This window comes from Streptomyces sp. NPDC006512 (assembly GCF_040611935.1).
Lineage (GTDB): Bacteria > Actinomycetota > Actinomycetes > Streptomycetales > Streptomycetaceae > Streptomyces.
Map to the genome: position 1 here is coordinate 1 of NZ_JBEXPG010000019.1, position 20,220 is coordinate 20,220.

The window sequence follows — 20,220 nt, forward strand, 5'->3', positions numbered from 1 at the left end:
CATCGGCAACGACATGACCGCCGCGATCGGCCGGGTGCAGCTGCGCCGGCTGCCCGAGTTCGTGACGCGCCGCAAGGAGATCGAGGCGTTGTTTCACGTGAAACGGTCCGCGGGCGGGGCTCAAGCGGTCCGTGGGGCAGGTGCCCGGGTCAGCGGGTGGCCCCGGCGACCAGCCACCGGCCGGAGCGGGCGCGCAGCTGGAGGGTGACCATCCGGACCACCATCATCAGCGTCATCGCCCACCAGAGGGTGGTCAGGCCGCCGCCGAGGACGGGTACGAGGAGCGCCGCGGGGGCGAAGACGGCGAGGGTCACCAGCATGGCCCGGGCGAGGTAGGGGCCGTCACCCGCTCCCATGAGCACGCCGTCCAGGACGAAGACGATCCCGGAGACCGGCTGCGACACGGCCACGACGAGCAGGGCGGGCAGCAGTACGTCCTCGACCACGGGGTCCCGGGTGAACAGCGGGATGAAGACCGGGCGGGCGACGACGACCAGCAGGCCGAGCACGATCCCGGAGACGATGCCCCACTGGACCATGCGACGGCAGACCGCCTTGGCTCCTTCCGTGTCACCGGCGCCCAGGTAGCGGCCGATGATGGCCTGACCGGCGATGGCGATGGCGTCCAGGGCGAAGGCGAGCAGGCTCCACAGGGCCAGCAGGATCTGGTGGGCGGCGATGTCGGCGTCGCCGAGCCGGGCCGCGACGGCGGTCGCGATCATCAGGATCGCGCGGAGGGACAGGGTGCGCACCAGCAGGGGCGCGCCTGCCCGGGCGCAGGCGCGGATGCCGTCCTTGTCGGGGCGCAGGGAGGCGCCGTGTCGGCGGGCGCCTCGGACGACCACGAAGAGGTAGGCGGCCGCCATGGCGCACTGGGCGATGACCGTGCCCCAGGCGGACCCGGCGATGCCGAGGCCGGCGCCGTAGACCAGGGCGACGTTCAGCGCGCCGTTGAGGGCGAAGCCGCCGATGGCGACGTAGAGCGGGGTGCGGGTGTCCTGGAGGCCGCGTATGACGCCCGTGGCGGCCAGCACCATGAGCATGGCCGGGATGCCGAGGGCGGAGATCCGCAGGTAGGTGACCGCGTACGGGGCCACGGTGTCGGAGGCTCCGAAGAGGGAGATCAGCCAGGGGGCGGTGGGTACGACCGCGGCGGCCACCGCCGTTCCCAGCAGCAGGGCGAGCCAGATGCCGTCCATGCCCTGGCGGATGGCGGCCGGGAGGTCGCCCGCGCCGACGCGCCGGGCCACGGCCGCGGTGGTGGCGTAGGCGAGGAAGACGAAGACGCTCACGGAGGTCATGAGCAGGGCGGCGGCGACGCCGAGGCCGGCCAGCTGGGGGGTGCCGAGGTGTCCCACGATGGCGCTGTCCGCCATCACGAAGAGCGGCTCGGCGACGAGGGCACCGAAGGCGGGTACGGCCAGGGCGACTATCTCGCGGTCGTGCCGTCTCGGGGCAGCCTTCGACGCTGTGGTGGCCTGTGTCATGTGCTCAATCTAATCTTCCACAGGTAATGGATGCAAGGGTCTATGGATCCTTACCGACGCGCTGACTTGCGGGTTCTCCGCACCCCGTTGGAGGCGATCTTGAGACAGTGGCCAAGAAATTTCTCCCCCACAGTCAGAGAAAGCGGAAAGTGCAGGTCAGACGGGGTGTGAGGGTGGGGCGGGTGATTTTGTCCACAGCGTCGTCCCCCGGTCCGTGCACAGCTTCGGGCGACTTACCCACAGCATTGGCGCCGTCGTCCACATCTCATCCACACAGCCTGTGGATAACAAGATTGGCTGACGTCGCTCGCGGCCCTACCGTTGTGCGTTGCCCGACGCGCCGATCGCCGATCCGGGTGCCCCAAATGTCAGAGCCGTGTCGTAGAAAGAGTGGCACGGCGAGGTCCGCGTTGCGGACGGGAGGAGGCGGCCCGGTGAACATGCCCGAGCCCATGGACGACCCCTGGGCCGACAGCGGTCCCAGTGACCGTCTGCCCGCCCGTTCGCGCCGTAGCGGCGAAGGCCGCGGCCGCGGGGACCAGCAGGACGACCGGGGCCGCGAGGGCGGCTCCTGGGACGGCGGAGGGGGCGGCTTCGAGCGCGTCCCGCCGCAGGACCTCGATGCCGAGCAGTCGGTGCTCGGCGGCATGCTGCTCTCCAAGGACGCGATCGCCGACGTGGTCGAGGTCCTCAAGGGCCACGACTTCTACCGTCCCTCCCACGAGACGATCTACCAGGCCATCCTCGACCTGTACGCCAAGGGCGAGCCGGCCGACCCGATCACCGTCGGCGCGGAACTGACCCGGCGCGGTGAGATCAGCAAGGTCGGCGGGGCCTCCTACCTGCACACCCTGGTGCAGTCCGTACCGACCGCGGCGAACGCCGAGTACTACGCGGAGATCGTCCACGAGAGAGCCGTCCTGCGGCGCCTCGTCGCCGCGGGTACGAAGATCACGCAGATGGGATACGCGGCGGACGGCGACGTAGACGAGATCGTCAACAGCGCCCAGGCCGAGATCTACGCCGTCACCGAGCAGCGGACCTCCGAGGACTACCTGCCGCTGGGCGACATCATGGAGGGCGCCCTCGACGAGATCGAGGCGATCGGGTCCCGCAGCGGCCAGATGTCGGGCGTACCGACCGGGTTCACCGACCTCGACTCCCTCACCAACGGCCTGCACCCGGGCCAGATGATCGTCATCGCCGCACGTCCCGCGATGGGCAAGTCCACGCTCGCGCTGGACTTCGCCCGCGCCTGCTCCATCAAGAGCAACCTGCCGAGCGTCATCTTCTCCCTCGAAATGGGCCGCAACGAGATCGCGATGCGCCTCCTGTCGGCCGAAGCCCGGGTGGCGCTGCACCACATGCGCTCGGGCACGATGACGGACGACGACTGGACCCGGCTGGCCCGCCGGATGCCGGACGTCTCGGCGGCTCCGCTCTACATCGACGACTCCCCCAACCTGTCGATGATGGAGATCCGGGCCAAGTGCCGCCGCCTCAAGCAGCGCAACGACCTCTCGCTCGTCGTCATCGACTACCTCCAGCTGATGCAGTCGGGCGGTTCCCGCCGTCCCGAGAGCCGCCAGCAGGAGGTCTCGGACATGTCCCGAAACCTCAAGCTGCTGGCCAAGGAGCTGGAAGTGCCGGTGATCGCGCTCTCGCAGCTGAACCGTGGTCCCGAACAGCGCACCGACAAGAAGCCGATGGTCTCCGACCTCCGTGAATCGGGGTCGATCGAGCAGGACGCCGACATGGTGATCCTGCTGCACCGCGAGGACGCGTACGAGAAGGAGTCCCCCCGCGCGGGCGAGGCGGACCTGATCGTGGCCAAGCACCGAAACGGCCCCACGGCCACCATCACCGTCGCCTTCCAGGGCCATTATTCGCGCTTCGTGGACATGGCCAACACGTAGCATCCGATCATGGACGCTCTCTCTGAAGACCTGGAACTCCTCCCCGCCACCCGGCGCGCACTGCGGCACCGGATCGCCGTCGCGCAGAGCGAGGGACGAGCTCCCTCGCTGGTGGCGGCGGTCGTCCGGGGCGGCGAAGTGGTCTGGGAGGGCTCCCGCACCTCGGTGGAGGGGCACGGTCCCGACGGGAACGTGCAGTACCGGATCGGGTCGATCACCAAGACCTTCACGGCCGTTCTGGTGCTGCGCCTGCGGGACGAGGGACTGCTGGACCTCTCCGATCCCCTGGAGAAGCACCTGCCGGGCACGGGCGTCGGCGAGGTGACCGTCGCCCAGCTGCTGGCCCACGCGGGCGGGCTCGCCGCCGAGACCCCCGGCGCCTGGTGGGAGCGGAGCCCGGCCGCGCTGCGGCCCGAACTCGCCGACGTGCTGGGGGAAGAGCCGTTCAAGCACGTACCCGGCCGCCGATTCCACTACTCCAACCCCGGCTACACGCTGCTGGGTTCACTGGTCGAGGCGCTGCGGGGCAAGCCGTGGGAAGAGGTCCTGCGGGCCGAGGTCCTGGAGCCGCTCGGCCTGGACCGTACGAGCGGGCAGCCGCGGGCACCGCACGCCGGCGGCTGGGCGGTGCATCCGTGGGCCGACGTCATGATGCCCGAACCCCTGGAGGACCTGGGTCTGATGGCCCCGGCCGGTCAGCTGTGGTCCACGACGAACGACCTGGCTCGGTTCGCAGGCTTCCTGCTCCGCGGGGACGACCGGGTGCTGAGCGCGGAGACCGTCCGTGAGATGCGTACCTCCGCCGTGCCGTCGGAGCCCGGGATCGCGGAGTCCGGGTACGGGTTCGGTCTCCAGCTGGCGACGGACGGTACGCGCCGGCTGGTCGGCCACGGCGGCTCCCTTCCGGGATTCGTGGCCGGGCTGTGGCTGAGCGAGGCGGACGACGTTGCGGCCGTCGTACTGGCGAACTGCACGTCGGGGGTGCCGCCGATGACGGTCGCCGGTGACCTGGTGCGGATCGTCGCGGAGGCGGAACCGCGCTTCCCCGAGCCGTGGCGGCCGTTCGAGGAAGCCGACCGGGTACCGCTGGAGCTGTGCGGGCCCTGGTACTGGGGCACTTCGGCCAACGTGGTGCGGCTGAGGGCCGACGGCTCCCTGGAGCTGGGCCCGGTGGGGGCGACCGGTCGTGCGGCGCGTTTCCGTGCGGAGAGCGACGGCACGTGGACCGGACTGACGGGGTACTACGCGGGGGAGACGCTGCGGGCGGTCCGCCGCGAGGACGGCTCGGTGAGCCACCTCGACCTCGCGTCGTTCGTCTTCACCCGGGAGCCCTACGACCCCGAGGCCCCGGTGCCCGGCGGGGTGGACCCGCAGGGCTGGCGCGGCATCGGCTGAGACCGGCCTCAGGCCACGAGTTCACGCTCCAGCGGGGTGCGGAAGCGCGGAGTGATGCGGGCGTCGCCCACCCACGCGGCGAGCCGGGCGGCCTCGGCGGCGACCGCTTCCTCGGCGGCGGGACCGGGGGCGCCCAGTAGCCGCCAGACGATCTCCCCGTCAGGCCGCTGGGCCCACCCGCCGATGATCTCGCCGTTCCACCACACGGTCGGGCCGATGTTCCCCGCGTAGTCGAACAGGGCGGGCCGGTGGGCCGGGTCGAGGTGGAAGCCGCGGTCGGCCCAGCCCATGGCGCTGGGGTCGAGGCCGGGCAGCAGCGCCGCCCAGGGCTCCGGCGCGGGTACGGGTGCGGTGTCCCCCGGGAGTACGAGGGCCGTGCCCCCGTCGTCGAGGCGGACCTGCTCGGAGCCGACGGCCGCGAGGGCCTTGCGCACGTCGGTGAGGGTCCAGCCGGTCCACCACTTGAGGTCGGCCTCGGTGGCCGGGCCGTAGGCGTGGAGCCAGCGCCGGGCGAGCTCGGCGCGGGCCTCGGCAGCGGGTACGGCGGGCCAGGGCTGCGTGTGGACCCAGCGGTACTGGCTCGACGTCCACGACCCGCGCGGGCGGTCCCGGCGGATCCGGCCGTCGGCGGCCAGGAGGCGTATGACGCGGGTGGTGACGCCGGTCTCGGTCTCGTACTTCTTGCCCCGGCCGATGGTGATCTTCTGCCGGAGGGCGGGGACGGCGGCGGAGAGCTGGCTGCCCGTCGAGGGGCCGTGGGCGTCGAGTGCGTCGAGGGTGGCGGCCTCGGCCCTGGCCAGCCAGTCGGCGTCCAGGCCCTGACCGTCCTCGTCGAGGTGCTTGAGGAGGGTCCGCCGCTCCTTGGCCGCGATGCCCCGGGCGGTGGACGCGTCGACGTGGGGGGCGAGTGCCGACGAGACGGCGAAGAGCGTGTTGCGCATGCTCAGCAGGCGGACGAGGCTGACGTCCTCGTACAGGGCCCGCTCGATCGTCGCCGGTCCCCCTCCGGCCAGGCGGGCACGGGCGGAGAGGTAGACCGTCGCGGCGTCCGTGGCGTGCAGGGCGACCACCGCGTCGGCCGCCTCGGCCACGGTGGCGGCGTGAGCGGAGGGGGCGAGTCGGTGCCGCAGGCCGAGCCGGTGGCGACGCTCGGCGGTGGTGACGAGGGGGAGGCTGGGGCTCATCCTCCCGATCGTAGGCCGGGCTGCCGACGGGGACCCGGCCTACGGCGGAACCTTCAGAGCTGGAACTTGAACCCGACGTGGGAGGCGGTGAAGCCCAGCCGCTCGTAGAAGCGGTGGGCGTCGGTGCGCGTCGCGTCCGAGGTGAGCTGGATCAGCTGGCAGTTCTCCTGCCGGGACCGGTCGATCGCCCATTCGATGAACCGGGTGCCGAGGCCGCTGCCGCGTTCGTCGGCGTGGACGCGGACGCCTTCGATGATGGACCGGGTGGCTCCCTTGCGGGACAGCCCCGGTACGAAAGTGAGCTGGAGGGTGCCCACGACGCGCTCGCCGCGGACCGCGACGACGACGTGCTGGTGGGGGTCGGCGGTCAGGCGCTTGAGGGCGGCGATGTACGGGGTGAGGTCGTCAGGGGACTCACGGGTGGCGCCGAGCGGGTCGTCGGCGAGCATCTCGACGATGGCCGGCAGGTCCGCCTCGGTGGCGGGGCGGATGGACAGCTCGTGGGTTTCGGTCATGGGTGCGCGTTCTTTCTCTCAGCCGGCCGCGACGGTCAGCGGGGCCCAGCGTCGGGTCCAGTCGCCGGGGAGGCCGGGGATGCTCCGGGTCATCACGGCGTTGAACGCCAGGGATTCGAGGCCGCGCTCCTTGAGCCAGGCCAGCAGGTCTTCGTGGCGTACGTCGACATCGGTGCGCAGGGGCCGGTCCGTGGCGGCGGCCAGCGCCGTCACGAGGGCCTGGGCGGAGGCGGTGTCACGGGCGATCAGCGGGCCGACGACATGGGTCTCCATGTTGGGCCAGATCGCGGCGTAGCCGACGAGCTCCCCCTCGGCGTCCTCGGCGACGAGCAGCGTGTCCGCGAAAGCCGGCAGGCGGGTGATCACGTGGGTCCGGTCGGTGCCGAACACCTCGGTGTCCAGGCGGATGATCCGGGGGATGTCGCCGGCGGTGGCCGGGCGGACGGTTTCGTTGCCCGGGGCCGGAGTGCCGGCGGTGGGGCGGAAGGTGCCCCGGAGCATTTCCGCACGGCCCGTCGTGTCGAAACCGAGCTCCTCGTACAGGGGACGGCCGTACGGGGTGGCGTGCAGGGTGAGGGGGACGCCCTTCAGGACGTCGTCGCACACGTACGTCATCAGGTGGCGGCCGAGCCCCCTGCGCGCGTACCGGCCTGCGACGAGGACCATGCCGATGGCGGCGAGGTCGGGATTGGCCCGGCTGGGACCGTAGCGGGTGACGACACAGGCGGCGGCGAGTCCGTTGCCGTCGGGGGCGTCGATCCCGTAGGCGTCCCCAGCGGCGAGGAGCAGCCCCCATTTGTGTTCCTCGCGGGGCCAGTCGCGGTCCTCGGACAGATCGGCGCAGTGGCGGAGATCGTCCGGGGCCAGCGAGCGGATCGGTAGATCGGTGAGCGGTGATGAGGTCACCCACCCAGAGTGGATCATGAATCAGGCGCCAGTCCAGAGGATATGGGTGTCCGAAGCATCGCTGTTTCACGTGAAACGTCGGCCCGTTTCACGTGAAACGACCGGGTGTTTCACGTGAAACCGGAGGCCGTTTCCCGTGGAACAGGGGCGGCTTCACGGGCAGCGGCGGGTCGTTTCACGTGAAACACGCTGTTTCACGTGAAACGCAGCGGCTAGCCTCGACAGCTATGACATCGCTGCACCTCTTCGATCTCGACGGGACCCTGATGTACGGCTCGGCCGCGCCGGTCGAGATCTCACGGCAGCTCGGCGTGAGTGCCGAGATCGCCGAGCTGGAGCGGGCCTTCGCCGCCCGGGAGATCGGCCCCCACGAGTTCTCGGTGGCGGTACACGAGCTGTGGTCGGACCTGACTCCCGCGCACGTCAGGGCGGCGTTCGACGGAGCCCCGTGGCTTGCGGGCATCCGGGACGTCTGGCAGGAGATCCGTGAGCGCGGTGACTACTGCGCGGTCATCTCCCTGTCCCCGTCCTTCTTCGTGGAGATGCTGCTGGAATGGGGCGCGCACGCCGCGCACGGCTCGGTCTTCCCCGATGTGCCCTTCACCCGGCCCGTCGATCTGGCGGGGATCCTGACGCCCGAGGGCAAAGTCGGCATCGCGGACCAGCTGTGCGAACGGTTCGGAGTGGGCCGAGGGGACTGCGTGGCCTACGGGGATTCCTTGACCGACGCGGTGCTCTTCGAGGCGGTGCCGAGGTCGGTGGCGGTGAACGCGCGGCCCTACCTGGCCGAGCGGGCGACGTACGTCTACGAGGGCCGTGACCTGCGCGAGGCATACCAGCTCCTGGGCGTGGCACGCCCGGAAGTCGAGGCATCTTAAGGGGAAAGAGGGTTCGAAACGCAGAATTTCCCCATTCCCCCGCAGGGCTCTTGGCAGGCTGGCACGCTGTGAAACCCGGAACCACGGATTCGAGGCCGTGGCGCGCGTACACCGACCGAGATGTTCGAAGCGAGGCACCGCATGGACGCTCCGCCAATCAGATCGGCCAGACCGACGGGCCGGATACCCTCCGGGGGCGGTGCGAAAGAGCCCTCCCCGGATGCGGTGCTCATCCGCCGGACCCTCGCGGAAATAGCACCCGTCGCCGGCAAAGTGACCTCGTACTTCTACGCCTTGGTCTTCACCGGGCACCCCGAGGTACGAGAGATGTTCCCCGCGGCCATGGACGTCCAGCGCGACCGGTTGCTGAAGGCACTGCTGACCGCCGCCGAGCACATCGACGACCCGGACGTGCTCGTCCCGTACCTGCGCCGACTGGGTACGGGACACCGTAAGTACGGCACCATGGCCGGCCACTACCCGGCGGTCGGCGAGGCCCTGATCGGGGCCCTGTCCCGGTACGCGTCGCTCACCTGGGGGCCGGAGACCGAGGCCGCCTGGGTACGGGCGTACACCGCCATTTCCCAGACCATGATCGATGCCGCGGCCGAGGACGAGGTGAAGGCGCCCGCCTGGTGGCGCGCGGAGGTCGTCTCCCACGATCTGCGCACCTCGGACATCGCGGTGCTGACGGTCCGCCCCAACCGGCCGTACCCCTTCCTCGCGGGCCAGTACACGAGCCTGGAGACCCCGTGGTGGCCACGGGTCTGGCGGCACTACTCCTTCGCCTCGGCGCCACGCGCCGACGGCCTCCTCTCCTTCCACGTCAAGGCCGTACCGGCGGGCTGGGTCTCCAACGCCCTGGTGCGGCACGCCCAGCCGGGCGACGTGCTGCGGCTGGGGCCCCCGGCGGGGTCGATGGTGGTGGACCACAGCACCGACAACGGCATGCTGTGCCTGGGCGGCGGTACCGGCATCGCCCCCATCAAGGCGTTGATCGAGGACGTCGCCGAGCACGGGGAGCGGCGCCCGATGGAGGTCTTCTTCGGCGCGCGCAGCGACCACGACCTCTACGACAAGGACACCCTGCTGGGCCTGCAGCGCTCCCACCCGTGGCTGTCCGTGCGCCCGGTGATCGGAGGGGGGCTGGACGGCCAGCTGCCGCAGGCGGTCGGTGAGCACGGGCCATGGAGTTCGTACGACGCCTTCATCTCGGGCCCGCCGGCGATGATCCGCAGCGGTGTGGACGCCCTCAAGCGCATCGGCATCCCCGGAGAGCGGATCCGTTACGACGCGCTCGAGGAGCTGGCGGGCGTCGCCGGCTGAGACCGGCGCGGGCCCGCCCGCTCCTCCGCGTCCTAGCCCAGGTCGGGGGCGTGCATGGCGCGCACCCCCTCGATGTTGCCGTCGAGGTAATGCCGCAAGGACAGCGGCACGAGGTGGACGGCGGCGATCCCGACCCGGCTGAAGGGCACGCGGACGATCTCGTACTCGCCCTCGGGCTCGTCGATCTCGGGGCCGTGCCGTTGTGCGGGGTCCATCGATTCGAGGTGGCAGACGAAGAAGTGCTGCACCTTGACGCCGGTCACTCCCCCGGAGGCGATGTGCTCGACGGTGTCGACGAAGCAGGGCACCACATCGGTGATCTTGGCGCCGAGTTCTTCGTGGACCTCGCGGTGCAGGGCGTCGACGACGGTGGCGTCCGAGGGCTCCACCCCGCCACCCGGGGTGAGCCAGTACGGGTCGATGCCGGGCTTGGTGCGCTTGATGAGGATCAGGTCGTCACCGTCGAGCAGGATCGCGCGGGCGGTGCGTTTGACCACGGGACGTTCGGTCATGGGAGAAGAGTGGCCCGGTACACCCCTTCTGAAACGCGCCACGGCCCGAAACCGGGGGCTCACCAGTGCGCGGCGGCGCGCAGCAGCCTGTCGTGGGCCCGGGCGAGGTGGGCGAGCGCCAGGCTGCCGGCCCGTACGGCGAGGAACCAGGTGCGCAGCGGTGGCACGGGCGGCTCCAGCAGGGCCACGATCTGACCGCTGTCGAGGGCTTCCCGGCACAGGTAGCGGGGCAGGACGGCGAGTCCGGCGCCCGCACGCACGCACTCCAGCACGGCGCGCAGGTCGGGGGCGACGACGGTGGCGGCGGCCTCGGGTACGGAGTCGAAGACGGCGCTCCAGTAGCGGGTGACGAGCGGAAGGCTCTCGTGCACCTCGACGACGGGTATCCCGTCGAGCGCGCCGGGGCCCTTGTCGTGCAGGTGGGCCGGATCGACGAGGGCGGCCCAGTAGGGCGCGGCGACCAGGACCTGCTCCTCGTCGCAGAGGGCGGAGGCGGTGAACAGCTCGCCGCGCGGGCGGGCGGTGGTCACGGCGAGGTCGTGCTGCCCGGCGGCCAGCCCGTCGAGGGTGGCCTCCGCGCCGGCGGTGAAGGCGGTCCGGAACGTCTGCCCCTGGCCGACGAGCGGGGCGAGGGCGGGCAGCACCCGCAGGCACAGGAACTCGGGGGGACCGGCGAGGTGCAGGGTGCGTAAGGCTCCGGCGGACTCCCGCTCGGTCTCGGTGATGCGCAGCAGGGCGTCCAGGTGCGGGGCGGCCTTGTGGGCCAGTTCGTCGCCGACGGCGGTGGGCGTGACGCCGCGCGCGCGGCGGTGGAACAGGGGCCGGCCCAGCTGGCGTTCCAGGGTCCGGATCTGGGAGGTGACCGCGGGCTGGGACAGCCCGAGCATCGTGGCGGCCCGGGTGAACGAGCCGGCCCGGTGGACGGCGACGAAGGTGCGCAGCAGGGCCAGGTCCATGTCGGCCCCTCTCGGTGGGGGCCTTCAACTATAAATATGCCGATAGGCCCCTGTCGTTACCGTGATTGGACTCTGACGCTGAGTCAATTAGCCTTGTTCGTGTGGTTCTTCACTTGTGGAACCCGGGGCGGTCCGAGCCACCAGGGGGGAGGCTCGGACCGCTTTCCCGTGGAGTTCAGGCCCCGGAGGCCGCCTGGCCAAGGGCCCGCAGCACGTCGGCGACCAGGTCTTCGGGATCCTCGGCGCCGGCGGAGAAGCGGATGAAGCCCTCCGGCACGGCGTCGCCGCCCCAGCGTCCGCGCCGCTCCGCCGTGGACCGCACTCCGCCGAAGCTCGTGGCGTCCTCGACCAGGTGCAGGGCGGCCATGAAGCGTTCCGCGTGTGCGCGGTCCGGCAGCGTGAAGGAGACCACCGAGCCGAAGCCGCTCATCTGCCGGGCCGCCGTCTTGTGGGACGGGTCCGAGGGGAGCCCCGGGTAGCGCAGTCCGCTCACCTCGGCGCGGTCGGCGAGTGCTTCGGCGACCGCCAGCGCGTTGCCCCACTGGCGCTGGGCGCGCAGTTGGATGGTGGCCAGCGAGCGGTGGGCGAGCCAGGCCTCCATGGGCCCCGGAATGGCGCCGACGATCTTGCGCCAGCGGCGGACGGCCGAGGCGAGCTCGGGGTCGCGGCAGACGACGTAGCCGAGCAGCAGGTCTCCGTGGCCGGTGAGCCCCTTGGTGCCGCTGGCCACGGAGAAGTCCGCGCCGAGTTCCAGCGGCCGCTGCCCGAGCGGGGTGGCGAGGGTGTTGTCGACGGCGACCAGGATGCCGCCCCCGTGCGCGGCCTTCACGAGGCGGCGTACGTCGCACACGTCGAGCCCCGGATTGGAGGGGGTTTCGATCCACAGCAGCCGGGCCCCGTCGAGGGCGGTCAGCTGGGCGTCGTCGCCGGTGGGGGCGGTGCGCACGACGATCCCGTACGCCTCCATCTGCTCACGGAGCAGCGGCAGCGCCTGGTAGCCGTCGTCGGGCAGGACGACGGTGTCGCCGGTGCGTGCCTGGGAGAGCAGGACGGCGGAGATCGCGGCCATGCCGGATGCGAAGACGACGGTCTCCACGTCCTGTCCGGGCGCCTCCAGTTCGCCGATCGCGCGTTCCAGCAGGGTCCAGGTCGGATTGGTGTCGCGGCCGTAGGTGTACGGGCCGCTCACGTCGCCCGGGAGGTGGAAGTGGGCGGCGAACACGGGCCCCGGCAGGGTCGGTTCGTTCTTGACGGGCTCGGGGAATCCGGCGCGCACGGCGCGGGTTCCGTCGCCGTACCGGTCGGTCGCGGCGGCTTCGGAGGTGGGGTGGTCGTTCAAGGGGTGTGCTCCTTCACGGCGGCGCGTACCGCGTCCAGCAGGCCGGGGCTCGCGGCCTCGACCAGCTCCAGGCATTCCTCGAACCCGTCGAGGGAGCCGTAGTAGGGGTCCGGCACGTCCAGTGTGTCGGTTGTGTTCAGTGTGTCCGTCACGTGTTCCCCCGCGGCCGCCGCATCGTACGAGCGCAGCAGCCGGACCTTGCCGTCGCCCTCGTGCCGGCCGCCGGTGCCGGTGCTGTCCACCTCGACCCGGCCGTCGAGCCCGGCCTCGGTGACGTGGGAGCGGAAGACGGACTCGGCCATGGGCGAGCGGCAGATGTTCCCGGTGCAGACGAAGCAGACGCGGTACACGGGGGGCCGCTCAGTTCTTGTCGGGCAGGGCCATGTTCACGGCCCAGGAGACGAGGGAGATGATCAGGCCGCCGACGACCGCCGTCCAGAAACCGTCCACGTGGAAGCTGAGCTTGAACTGCTCGGCCAGCCAGGAGGTCAGGAGCAGCATCAGGGCGTTCACGACCAGGGTGAACAGGCCGAGGGTGAGGATGAACAGGGGGAGGGAGAGCAACTTCACCACGGGCTTGACGATGAGGTTGACCAGGCCGAATACCAGCGCGACCAGGATCAGTGTGAGGGTGCGGCGGCCCAGGCTGCTTCCGTCGTCGAGCGTGATGCCGGCGAGCAGCCAGATGGCCACGGCCAGGGCGGCCGCGTTGGCGAGCGTCTTGACTACGAAATTCGTCATGTGTCTGATCGTGGCAGAGAAGATCCCGGTCGGACATCAGCAGATCAGCGGATCCCAGGGCAGCACCGAACAAGGGGCACGACAACGATGAAGGCCTTCCGGCTGGATGAGCTCGAGGCGGAGAGGGCGGCCAACGACGGCGCCTATCTGCAATTCCTGCGGGAGCGGAACATGTCGGCCGGGCTGTACGCCCTCGACGCGGGCCAGAGCGATCCCCAGCAGCCGCACCTGCAGGACGAGGTGTACTACGTGGTGAGCGGCCGCGCCTCGATCACGGTCGGGGAGGAGACGACGGTGGTGGCCAACGGCAGCGTCGTCTACGTGCCGGCCGGGGTGCCGCACAGGTTCCACCACATCACCGAGCCCTTGAAGGTGCTGGTGGTGTTCTCACCGCCGGAGGGCTGAGGGCGCCGGTGCCGGGGTCGGACGCCCGGTTCCCCTAGGGGGCGGATCAGGGGGTTCCGGGGGCTCACGGGCCCCCGGCCGAAGCCGTGGACTCCTAGCATCGGGAGCAGGAAGTCACGGACGAGGAAGAGGTAGAAGACATGGACGGGATCCGAGCGGTGTTCGCGGGCATGCCCTGGTGGGTCAAGTGGATCGCCGTTCCGCTGCTGGCGCTCCTGGTGTTCGGCGGAGTGATCACCACCATCATCGGCACGCTGATCTCGATCGTCTTCAAGGTGCTGCTCTTCGTCGCCCTCGTCGGTGGACTGATCTTCCTGGTCAAGAAGTTCAGCGGCAGCGGATCGAAGTCCTCTTCCTCCGGGGAGTGGTAGGACCGCGGTGGTGGCAACTCCGGGGGACGGCGGGACTCCTCGCGTCGGGCGGTAGCGGCGTTGACCCATGCGGGGGAACCTGGGGTGGCAAAACGCCCACACCACGGGAATCGGCGGATAGGGTGGCAATCTGTGCCGTTCCCCTGGGCACCGTCAGCCGGTACTCCGCTCTCCACCGGCGGGCGCGTCCGGCGTCGTCGACCACCACCCCCAGGAGCCGCGGCACACGCGGGGGCGGCCCCCGCAGGGCGGGCCCCCCAGGCCCGCCGCCACGCCTGGGGGTGAGCTTTGTCTTCGGTTCACAATGCCGGTGTGCCGACCCTGATCGGTTCGGTGCAGCGGGCGCTGAGGCTGCTGGAGGCGGTGGGCTCCCATAGTGAGGGAGCTCCGGCGAAACAACTCGCGCGCGAAGCCGGGCTCCCGCTCCCCACCGCGTACCACCTGCTGCGGACCCTGACCCACGAGGGCTATCTGCGCCGGGAGGGCGGGGTTTTCGTCCTCGGGGCCGCCGCCGGGCGGCTGGCCGGTGGCGGACTTCAGCAGAAACGTCGCAGCATGATCCTCGACTCCCTCGCGCACTTCCGCGACGCGGTCGGGGCCCCCGTCTACTTCGCGGTGTACCGCGAGGGTGAGATCGAGGTCGTGGGCGTCTCGGACACCCCGGCCGGCCCGGCCTGCGAGGAGTGGGCCGATTTCCGCGAGACCGGCCACGCGCACGCCATCGGGCAGTGCCTGCTGGGCCAGCTCGACGAGAAGGCGCGCAAGGACCACTACGACCGTCACCCGGTCGAGGGCATCACCCCCTACACCGTGCGCGATGTGCACGCCCTGGAGCAGCGCATCGGCTCCCTGGAGCGGATGCAGCCGGTTACGGAGCGTCAGGAGTACGCGCTGGGAACGGTGTGCGCGGCGATCCCGATCACCGCCGGCGACACCGCCGCGACCATGGCCATTTCCCTTCCCGTGCACCAGGAAGACCGGTTGCTCTATGCGGTCGATCGGCTACGGAGTGAAGTAGGCGCGCTGTTGAGCACCCTCTCCTTCTCTATCAGTATCTGAAAACTCACTCCTTGTGATCTGCTAGCGCTTCCACCACTCTTGTCAAGAGGGCTTCGGGGGATCATTCCTGGCCACTTCCACTACAGCGGGGTAGTCCATGCGCGAGTCGGTACAGGCAGAGGTCATGATGAGCTTCCTCGTTTCCGAGGAGCTCTCGTTCCGGATCCCGGTGGAACTCCGGTACGAAGCACGTGATCCCTACGCGGTGCGCCTCACCTTCCACCTTCCCGGAGACGCGCCCGTGACCTGGGCGTTCGGCCGGGAGCTGCTTCTGGACGGCATCAACAAGCCGTGCGGCGACGGTGATGTGCACATCGCTCCCAGCGATCCGGAGGAGTTGTCCGACGTTCACATCCGCCTTCAGGTCGGCGGTGACCGGGCCCTGTTCCGGGCCGGCGCGGCCCCCCTCGTCGCCTTCCTCGACCGCACCGACCGGCTTGTTCCGCTCGGTCAGGAGCGCAGTCTCGGGGATTTCGAGGGGAACCTCGACGAGGAACTCGACAAGATCCTCGCCGAAGCCCAGCAGAACGAGCGGAACGCGGGCTGAGGAACCCGCGTCCCGTCACTCACCGTAACAACGGCGTCCAGCCGTTCAGCGCTTGCGCCGTCGGCCCCGGCCGCCGCGGACCGGCCCGGCGGCCGCCGCGGCCGCCGGGGCCGACGGCCGGTCCGCGGAGACCACCAGCGCGGCGAGCGCGGTGGTCATGGGCACCGAGGCGACGAGTCCGATCGACCCCACGAGGGTCCGTACGATCTCCTCCGCGACCAGCTCGCTGTTGGCCACGTCCCCCATGCTGCTGTTGGCGATGGTGAACAGCAGGAGCAGGGGCAGCGAGGCGCCCGCGTAAGCCAGGACCAGGGTGTTGACCACGGAGGCGATGTGGTCGCGGCCGATCCGGATCGCCGCCCCGTACAGGGCGCGCGGCCCCATCTTCGGGTCGGCCTGGTGGAGTTCCCACACGGCCGAGGTCTGGGTGACCGTCACGTCGTCGAGTACGCCGAGCGATCCGATGATCACACCCGCGAGCAGCAGGCCGCTCATGTCGATCTCGGGGTAGAGCCCGTGGATCAGGCCGGTGTTGTCGTCGGTGTTGCCGCTCAGGAACGCCCAGTCGATGAACACCGAACCGAGCAGGCCGATCAGCAGCAGCGAGGCGAGGGTGCCGAGGACGGCCACCGAGGTCCGGGCCGTCAGTCCGTGGCACATGTAGAGGGCGATCAGCATGATCGCGCTGGATCCGACGATCGCGACGAGCAGGGGGTTCGAGCCCTGGAGGATCGCCGGGAGGATGAAGAGGGTCAGAATCCCGAAACTGATCACGAGGGCGATCAGGGCGAACAGACCGCGCAGGCGGCCGACCACGACGACCGCCACCGCGAAGATGCCCGCCAGTACGGCCAGCGGGAGCTTGCGGTTCACGTCGATCACCGAGTACTGGAGGTCGCGGGGCGCGTCGGGCGCGTAGGCGACCACCACCTTCTGTCCCTGCTCCAACTGCCGTGGCGCACCCGGCTGGACGATCTCGAAGAAGGCACGCCCCTTGTCCGGGCCGGTGTCGACGACGACGGTGGCCTTCTTGCACTCGCCGGTCTGCGCGGCCTGGGCCTCGCGGCCCTCGGGGGTGGAGGTGTCGCCCGTCGGCGGAACCTGCGAGGCGTTCACGGACTTGCAGTCGACGTTCGCGAGCGCCACGACCGTGCCCTGCTGCGTCTGCCGGTCGAAGCCCACCCCGGTGCGTTCGTGCGCGGGGGCGCCGCCCGGCCAGAGGACCGCCATGCCGATGAAGACGGCCGCGGCGAAGGGGATCAGTACCGCCGCGATGACCTTGCGCAGGTGCTTGGAGACGGGGGCCGCCGGTCCGTGGCCGTGGCTGTGTGAATGCCCGTGGGAGGGCCCGGCCGCATGCCCGTGGGACGCGTGCTCGTGGCCGGTGTGACCCGTGGGATCTGTGGGCTCGGTGGGGGGCTGCGGCGAGGACGTCACCGGCAGATCATCGCAAGAGATGAGGGGGCCCACTGTTCAGCACGCCACAGATGACGCTAGCGTGGGGGCACCTTTGCACAACGCGGGAGCTCGGAGCACCGGGCTGAGAGGGCGCTGATCACCGTACGCACATGAGGATGCGTAGGGGAAGAGGCTGCGTCGACCGCCGAACCTGTTACCGGGTAATGCCGGCGTAGGGAGATAGGTCTCATGACCATTCAGGACGCACGCACGCCTGCCGTCAGCCAGGACGCCGACGACCGCACCGAGCGCCAGCCGGGCTGGCACAAGGGCTACGTGGCGGGATCCCGCCCCGACATCCGGGTGCCCGTCCGCCAGGTGCACCTCACCAACGGCAAGGACGTGACGCTCTACGACACGTCCGGCCCGTACACCGACCCCGGGATCGAGACGGACGTCCGTCGGGGCCTCGCACCGCTGCGCGAGAACTGGATCATCGGCCGCGGCGACACCGAGGAGTACGCGGGCCGCCCCGTGCGCCCCGAGGACGACGGCATCAAGCACACCTCGCCCCGCGGCGGCCTCAAGAACCTGGACGCGGTCTTCCCGGGCCGCCCCCGGCAGCCCCGCCGGGGCCGTGGCGGCGCCGCCGTCACCCAGCTCGCGTACGCCCGTCGCGGTGAGATCACGCCGGAGATGGAGTACGTCGCGATCCGCGAGAACGTCTCCCCCGAGGTCGTCCGCGAGGAGATCGCCGCAGGCCGCGCGGTTCTTCCGGCCAACGTGAACCACCCCGAGATCGAGCCGATGATCATCGGCAAGCGGTTCCTGGTGAAGGTCAACGCCAACATCGGCAACTCCGCGGTCACCTCCTCCATCGAGGAGGAGGTCGACAAGATGACCTGGGCGACCAAGTGGGGCGCCGACACGGTCATGGACCTCTCGACGGGCCGCAACATCCACACCACGCGCGAGTGGGTGCTGCGCAACTCCCCCGTCCCGATCGGCACCGTGCCGCTGTACCAGGCACTGGAGAAGGTCGACGGCCGTGCCGAGGACCTGACCTGGGAGATCTACAAGGACACGGTCATCGAGCAGGCCGAGCAGGGCGTCGACTACATGACGGTCCACGCCGGCGTGCTGCTCCCGTACGTGCCGCTGACCGCCCGTCGCAAGACCGGCATCGTCTCCCGCGGCGGCTCGATCATGGCCGCCTGGTGCCTGGCGCACCACAAGGAGAACTTCCTCTACACGAACTTCGAAGAGCTCTGCGACATCCTCGCGACCTACGACGTCACGTACTCCCTGGGCGACGGCCTGCGCCCCGGTTCCATCGCGGACGCCAACGACGCGGCGCAGTTCGCCGAGCTGAAGACCCTGGGCGAGCTGAACACGATCGCCAAGCGGCACAACGTGCAGACGATGATCGAGGGCCCGGGACACGTCCCGATGCACAAGATCAAGGAGAACATCGACCTCCAGCAGGAGATCTGCGAGGAGGCGCCGTTCTACACGCTCGGCCCGCTCACCACGGACGTCGCGCCCGCGTACGACCACATCACCTCGGGCATCGGCGCCGCGATGATCGCCTGGTGGGGCACGGCGATGCTCTGCTACGTCACGCCCAAGGAGCACCTGGGCCTGCCCAACCGCGACGACGTGAAGACCGGCGTCATCACCTACAAGATCGCCGCCCACGCGGCGGACCTGGCCAAGGGGCACCCGGGCGCCCAGGAGTGGGACGACGCCCTGTCGGACGCGCGCTTCGAGTTCCGCTGGGAGGACCAGTTCAACCTGGCCCTCGACCCGGACACGGCCCGCGAGTTCCACGACGAGACCCTGCCGGCCGAGCCGGCCAAGACCGCGCACTTCTGCTCCATGTGCGGTCCCAAGTTCTGCTCCATGAAGATCTCGCAGGACATCCGCCGTGAGCATGGCGGCGACCTGAAGGCCGACGAGATCCAGGCGGGCATGGCGGAGAAGTCCGCCGAGTTCGCCGCCGCGGGCAACCGCGTCTACCTGCCGTTGGCGGACTGACGCACAGCATGGGGGGAGTGCTGCTCCCGGCGCGGCGGAGTGTCGCCCGCCGGGAGCAGCGCCGCGTCCGGACTCTGACGGAGTGGGGGCGCGTTGCTTGACCTGGAGTGCGCTCCAGCTCCTAGAGTGCGGCCGCATGAGCATGGGATACCGAAATCTTGGCGGTACGGGCATCGAGGTGAGTGCCCACTGCCTGGGCACGATGATGTTCGGAGCGGTGGGGAACCCGGACCACGAGGAGTGCGTGCGGATCATCCATGCCGCGCTCGACAGGGGGATCAACTTCCTCGACACCGCGGACATGTACTCGGCCGGTGAGTCCGAGGTGATCGTGGGCAAGGCACTCAAGGGGCGGCGCGACGACGTCGTGCTCGCCACGAAGGTCCACTTCCAGATGGGAGAGGGACGCAACCGCAGCGGCAACTCGCGGCGCTGGATCGTGCGGGCGGTGGAGGACAGCCTGCGGCGCCTGGACACCGACTGGATCGACCTCTACCAGGTGCACCGGCCCGACCACACGACCGACGTCGAGGAGACCCTGTCGGTCCTCGGCGACCTGGTCAGGGCCGGCAAGATCCGCTCCTTCGGCTGCTCTACGTTCCCGGCCGAGGAACTCGTCGAGGCGCACCACGTGGCCGAGCGGCGGGCCCTGCCCCGGTTCCGTACGGAGCAGCCCCCGTACTCGATCCTCGCGCGGGGCATCGAGGCCGACGTGCTGCCGGTCGCCCGTCGCTACGGGATGGGCGTGCTGACCTGGAGCCCGCTCGCATCCGGCTTCCTGAGCGGAAAGTACCGGCTCGGCGGGCCGATCGACCTGACCTCGGGCCGGGCCGCCCTGACTCCGGCACGCTTCGATCCGGCGATCCCGGGCAACGTGGCCAAGCTGGAGGCAGTGGAACAGCTCGTCGAGCTGGCCGAGTCGATCGGCTGCACGCTGCCGGAACTGGCCGTGGCCTTCCCCGTCGCGCATCCCGCCGTCACCTCGGTGATCATCGGGCCGCGGACGATGGAGCAGATGGAATCGCTGGTCGCGGGAGCCGGGCTGGTCCTCGACGACGCGGTGCTCGACCGGATCGACGAGATTGTGGCGCCCGGCGTGAACCTCTACCGGCCGGACGGTGTCTGGCGTCCCACGGCGCTGACGGAGTCCCGTCAGCGGCGGCGGCCGCTCGACGAGCGCGCGGCGGCCATCTAGCTAGGCAGTGTCGTCGCAGTCCTGGCTGCCCGGCGGGGTCTGGCGCGCACGCT

At 70.5% G+C, this 20,220-nt stretch carries 20 protein-coding genes and 1 riboswitch; of the genes, 10 read left to right on the top strand and 10 right to left on the bottom strand.

Annotated features, from left to right (window positions below; genetic code table 11):
- Window positions 1-149: 149 nt before the first annotated feature.
- Window positions 150-1,487, bottom strand: coding sequence for an MATE family efflux transporter (locus ABZZ17_RS15290; RefSeq protein ID WP_356876011.1), 1,338 nt, complete (start codon window positions 1,485-1,487; stop codon window positions 150-152).
- A gap of 452 nt (window positions 1,488-1,939) precedes the next feature.
- On the opposite strand from ABZZ17_RS15290, the gene dnaB reads away from it, so the two are divergent.
- Entirely contained in the window at window positions 1,940-3,403 is a 1,464-nt protein-coding gene (gene dnaB, locus ABZZ17_RS15295) for a replicative DNA helicase (RefSeq protein ID WP_356876237.1), read from the top strand.
- 9 nt (window positions 3,404-3,412) lie between these two features.
- Window positions 3,413-4,798, top strand: coding sequence for a serine hydrolase domain-containing protein (locus tag ABZZ17_RS15300; RefSeq protein ID WP_356876013.1), 1,386 nt, complete (start codon window positions 3,413-3,415; stop codon window positions 4,796-4,798).
- Window positions 4,799-4,806: 8 nt separating this feature from the next.
- On the opposite strand, the gene ABZZ17_RS15305 is transcribed toward ABZZ17_RS15300, so the two are convergent.
- From ABZZ17_RS15305 to ABZZ17_RS15315, 3 genes are read right to left on the bottom strand one after another with little or no spacing between them, the layout of a single operon-like run.
- The gene (locus tag ABZZ17_RS15305) at window positions 4,807-5,982 is read right to left on the bottom strand and encodes a winged helix DNA-binding domain-containing protein (RefSeq protein WP_356876015.1); all 1,176 of its coding nucleotides are present in this window, start codon (window positions 5,980-5,982) and stop codon (window positions 4,807-4,809) included.
- Window positions 5,983-6,035: 53 nt separating this feature from the next.
- Entirely contained in the window at window positions 6,036-6,497 is a 462-nt protein-coding gene (locus tag ABZZ17_RS15310) for a GNAT family N-acetyltransferase (RefSeq protein ID WP_356876017.1), read from the bottom strand.
- Between the two features lie 18 nt (window positions 6,498-6,515).
- Window positions 6,516-7,403 carry a GNAT family N-acetyltransferase gene (locus tag ABZZ17_RS15315; RefSeq protein ID WP_356876019.1) on the bottom strand — a complete coding sequence of 296 codons (888 nt, stop codon included), beginning with the start codon at window positions 7,401-7,403 and terminating at the stop codon, window positions 6,516-6,518.
- Between the two features lie 227 nt (window positions 7,404-7,630).
- Here ABZZ17_RS15315 and ABZZ17_RS15320 point away from each other — a divergent pair, with 227 nt between their 5' ends.
- On the top strand, window positions 7,631-8,281 hold the full coding sequence (locus ABZZ17_RS15320) for a haloacid dehalogenase-like hydrolase (RefSeq protein WP_356876021.1): 651 nt from the start codon (window positions 7,631-7,633) through the stop codon (window positions 8,279-8,281).
- A gap of 120 nt (window positions 8,282-8,401) precedes the next feature.
- Window positions 8,402-9,607, top strand: coding sequence for a globin domain-containing protein (locus ABZZ17_RS15325; RefSeq protein ID WP_356876023.1), 1,206 nt, complete (start codon window positions 8,402-8,404; stop codon window positions 9,605-9,607).
- A 32-nt stretch (window positions 9,608-9,639) separates the two neighbouring features.
- Here the strand turns inward: ABZZ17_RS15325 and ABZZ17_RS15330 are convergent, their stop codons facing one another.
- From ABZZ17_RS15330 to ABZZ17_RS15350, 5 genes are all read right to left on the bottom strand, one after another.
- Complete coding sequence (locus ABZZ17_RS15330; protein ID WP_356876025.1) at window positions 9,640-10,119, bottom strand: NUDIX hydrolase; 480 nt, start codon at window positions 10,117-10,119, stop codon at window positions 9,640-9,642.
- Between the two features lie 59 nt (window positions 10,120-10,178).
- Window positions 10,179-11,075: a LysR family transcriptional regulator gene (locus ABZZ17_RS15335; RefSeq protein WP_356876027.1), complete on the bottom strand. Its 897-nt coding sequence runs from the start codon at window positions 11,073-11,075 to the stop codon at window positions 10,179-10,181.
- 175 nt (window positions 11,076-11,250) lie between these two features.
- Window positions 11,251-12,414 carry a cystathionine gamma-lyase gene (locus ABZZ17_RS15340; RefSeq protein WP_356876029.1) on the bottom strand — a complete coding sequence of 388 codons (1,164 nt, stop codon included), beginning with the start codon at window positions 12,412-12,414 and terminating at the stop codon, window positions 11,251-11,253.
- Window positions 12,411-12,764 (bottom strand): low molecular weight phosphotyrosine protein phosphatase, encoded by a 354-nt coding sequence (locus tag ABZZ17_RS15345; protein WP_356876031.1) that lies wholly within the window; start codon window positions 12,762-12,764, stop codon window positions 12,411-12,413. Before ABZZ17_RS15345 ends, ABZZ17_RS15340 begins: the two co-directional genes overlap by 4 nt.
- A gap of 10 nt (window positions 12,765-12,774) precedes the next feature.
- Window positions 12,775-13,155 (bottom strand): phage holin family protein, encoded by a 381-nt coding sequence (locus ABZZ17_RS15350; protein ID WP_356876033.1) that lies wholly within the window; start codon window positions 13,153-13,155, stop codon window positions 12,775-12,777.
- Between the two features lie 87 nt (window positions 13,156-13,242).
- On the opposite strand from ABZZ17_RS15350, the gene ABZZ17_RS15355 reads away from it, so the two are divergent.
- The 4 genes from ABZZ17_RS15355 to ABZZ17_RS15370 all read left to right on the top strand — a co-directional run bounded on the left by ABZZ17_RS15355 (window position 13,243) and on the right by ABZZ17_RS15370 (window position 15,537).
- A complete protein-coding gene (locus ABZZ17_RS15355; RefSeq protein ID WP_356876035.1) occupies window positions 13,243-13,560 on the top strand; it encodes a cupin domain-containing protein in 318 nt (105 codons plus the stop codon).
- Between the two features lie 149 nt (window positions 13,561-13,709).
- Window positions 13,710-13,931, top strand: coding sequence for a DUF5326 family protein (locus ABZZ17_RS15360; protein ID WP_356876239.1), 222 nt, complete (start codon window positions 13,710-13,712; stop codon window positions 13,929-13,931).
- Window positions 13,932-14,252: 321 nt separating this feature from the next.
- Window positions 14,253-14,990 carry a helix-turn-helix domain-containing protein gene (locus tag ABZZ17_RS15365; RefSeq protein ID WP_356876241.1) on the top strand — a complete coding sequence of 246 codons (738 nt, stop codon included), beginning with the start codon at window positions 14,253-14,255 and terminating at the stop codon, window positions 14,988-14,990.
- Between the two features lie 97 nt (window positions 14,991-15,087).
- Window positions 15,088-15,537 carry an SsgA family sporulation/cell division regulator gene (locus ABZZ17_RS15370; protein ID WP_356876037.1) on the top strand — a complete coding sequence of 150 codons (450 nt, stop codon included), beginning with the start codon at window positions 15,088-15,090 and terminating at the stop codon, window positions 15,535-15,537.
- 45 nt (window positions 15,538-15,582) lie between these two features.
- On the opposite strand, the gene ABZZ17_RS15375 is transcribed toward ABZZ17_RS15370, so the two are convergent.
- Window positions 15,583-16,974 carry a YibE/F family protein gene (locus ABZZ17_RS15375; protein WP_356876039.1) on the bottom strand — a complete coding sequence of 464 codons (1,392 nt, stop codon included), beginning with the start codon at window positions 16,972-16,974 and terminating at the stop codon, window positions 15,583-15,585.
- A 72-nt stretch (window positions 16,975-17,046) separates the two neighbouring features.
- Window positions 17,047-17,191: riboswitch (TPP riboswitch) on the top strand.
- Between ABZZ17_RS15375 and thiC the strand changes: the two genes are divergently transcribed.
- The gene (gene thiC / locus ABZZ17_RS15380) at window positions 17,185-18,972 is read left to right on the top strand and encodes a phosphomethylpyrimidine synthase ThiC (RefSeq protein ID WP_356876041.1); all 1,788 of its coding nucleotides are present in this window, start codon (window positions 17,185-17,187) and stop codon (window positions 18,970-18,972) included. It overlaps the preceding riboswitch by 7 nt.
- A 142-nt stretch (window positions 18,973-19,114) precedes the next feature.
- A complete protein-coding gene (locus tag ABZZ17_RS15385) occupies window positions 19,115-20,167 on the top strand; it encodes an aldo/keto reductase (protein ID WP_356876243.1) in 1,053 nt (350 codons plus the stop codon).
- The last annotated feature ends 53 nt before the right edge of the window (window positions 20,168-20,220 follow it).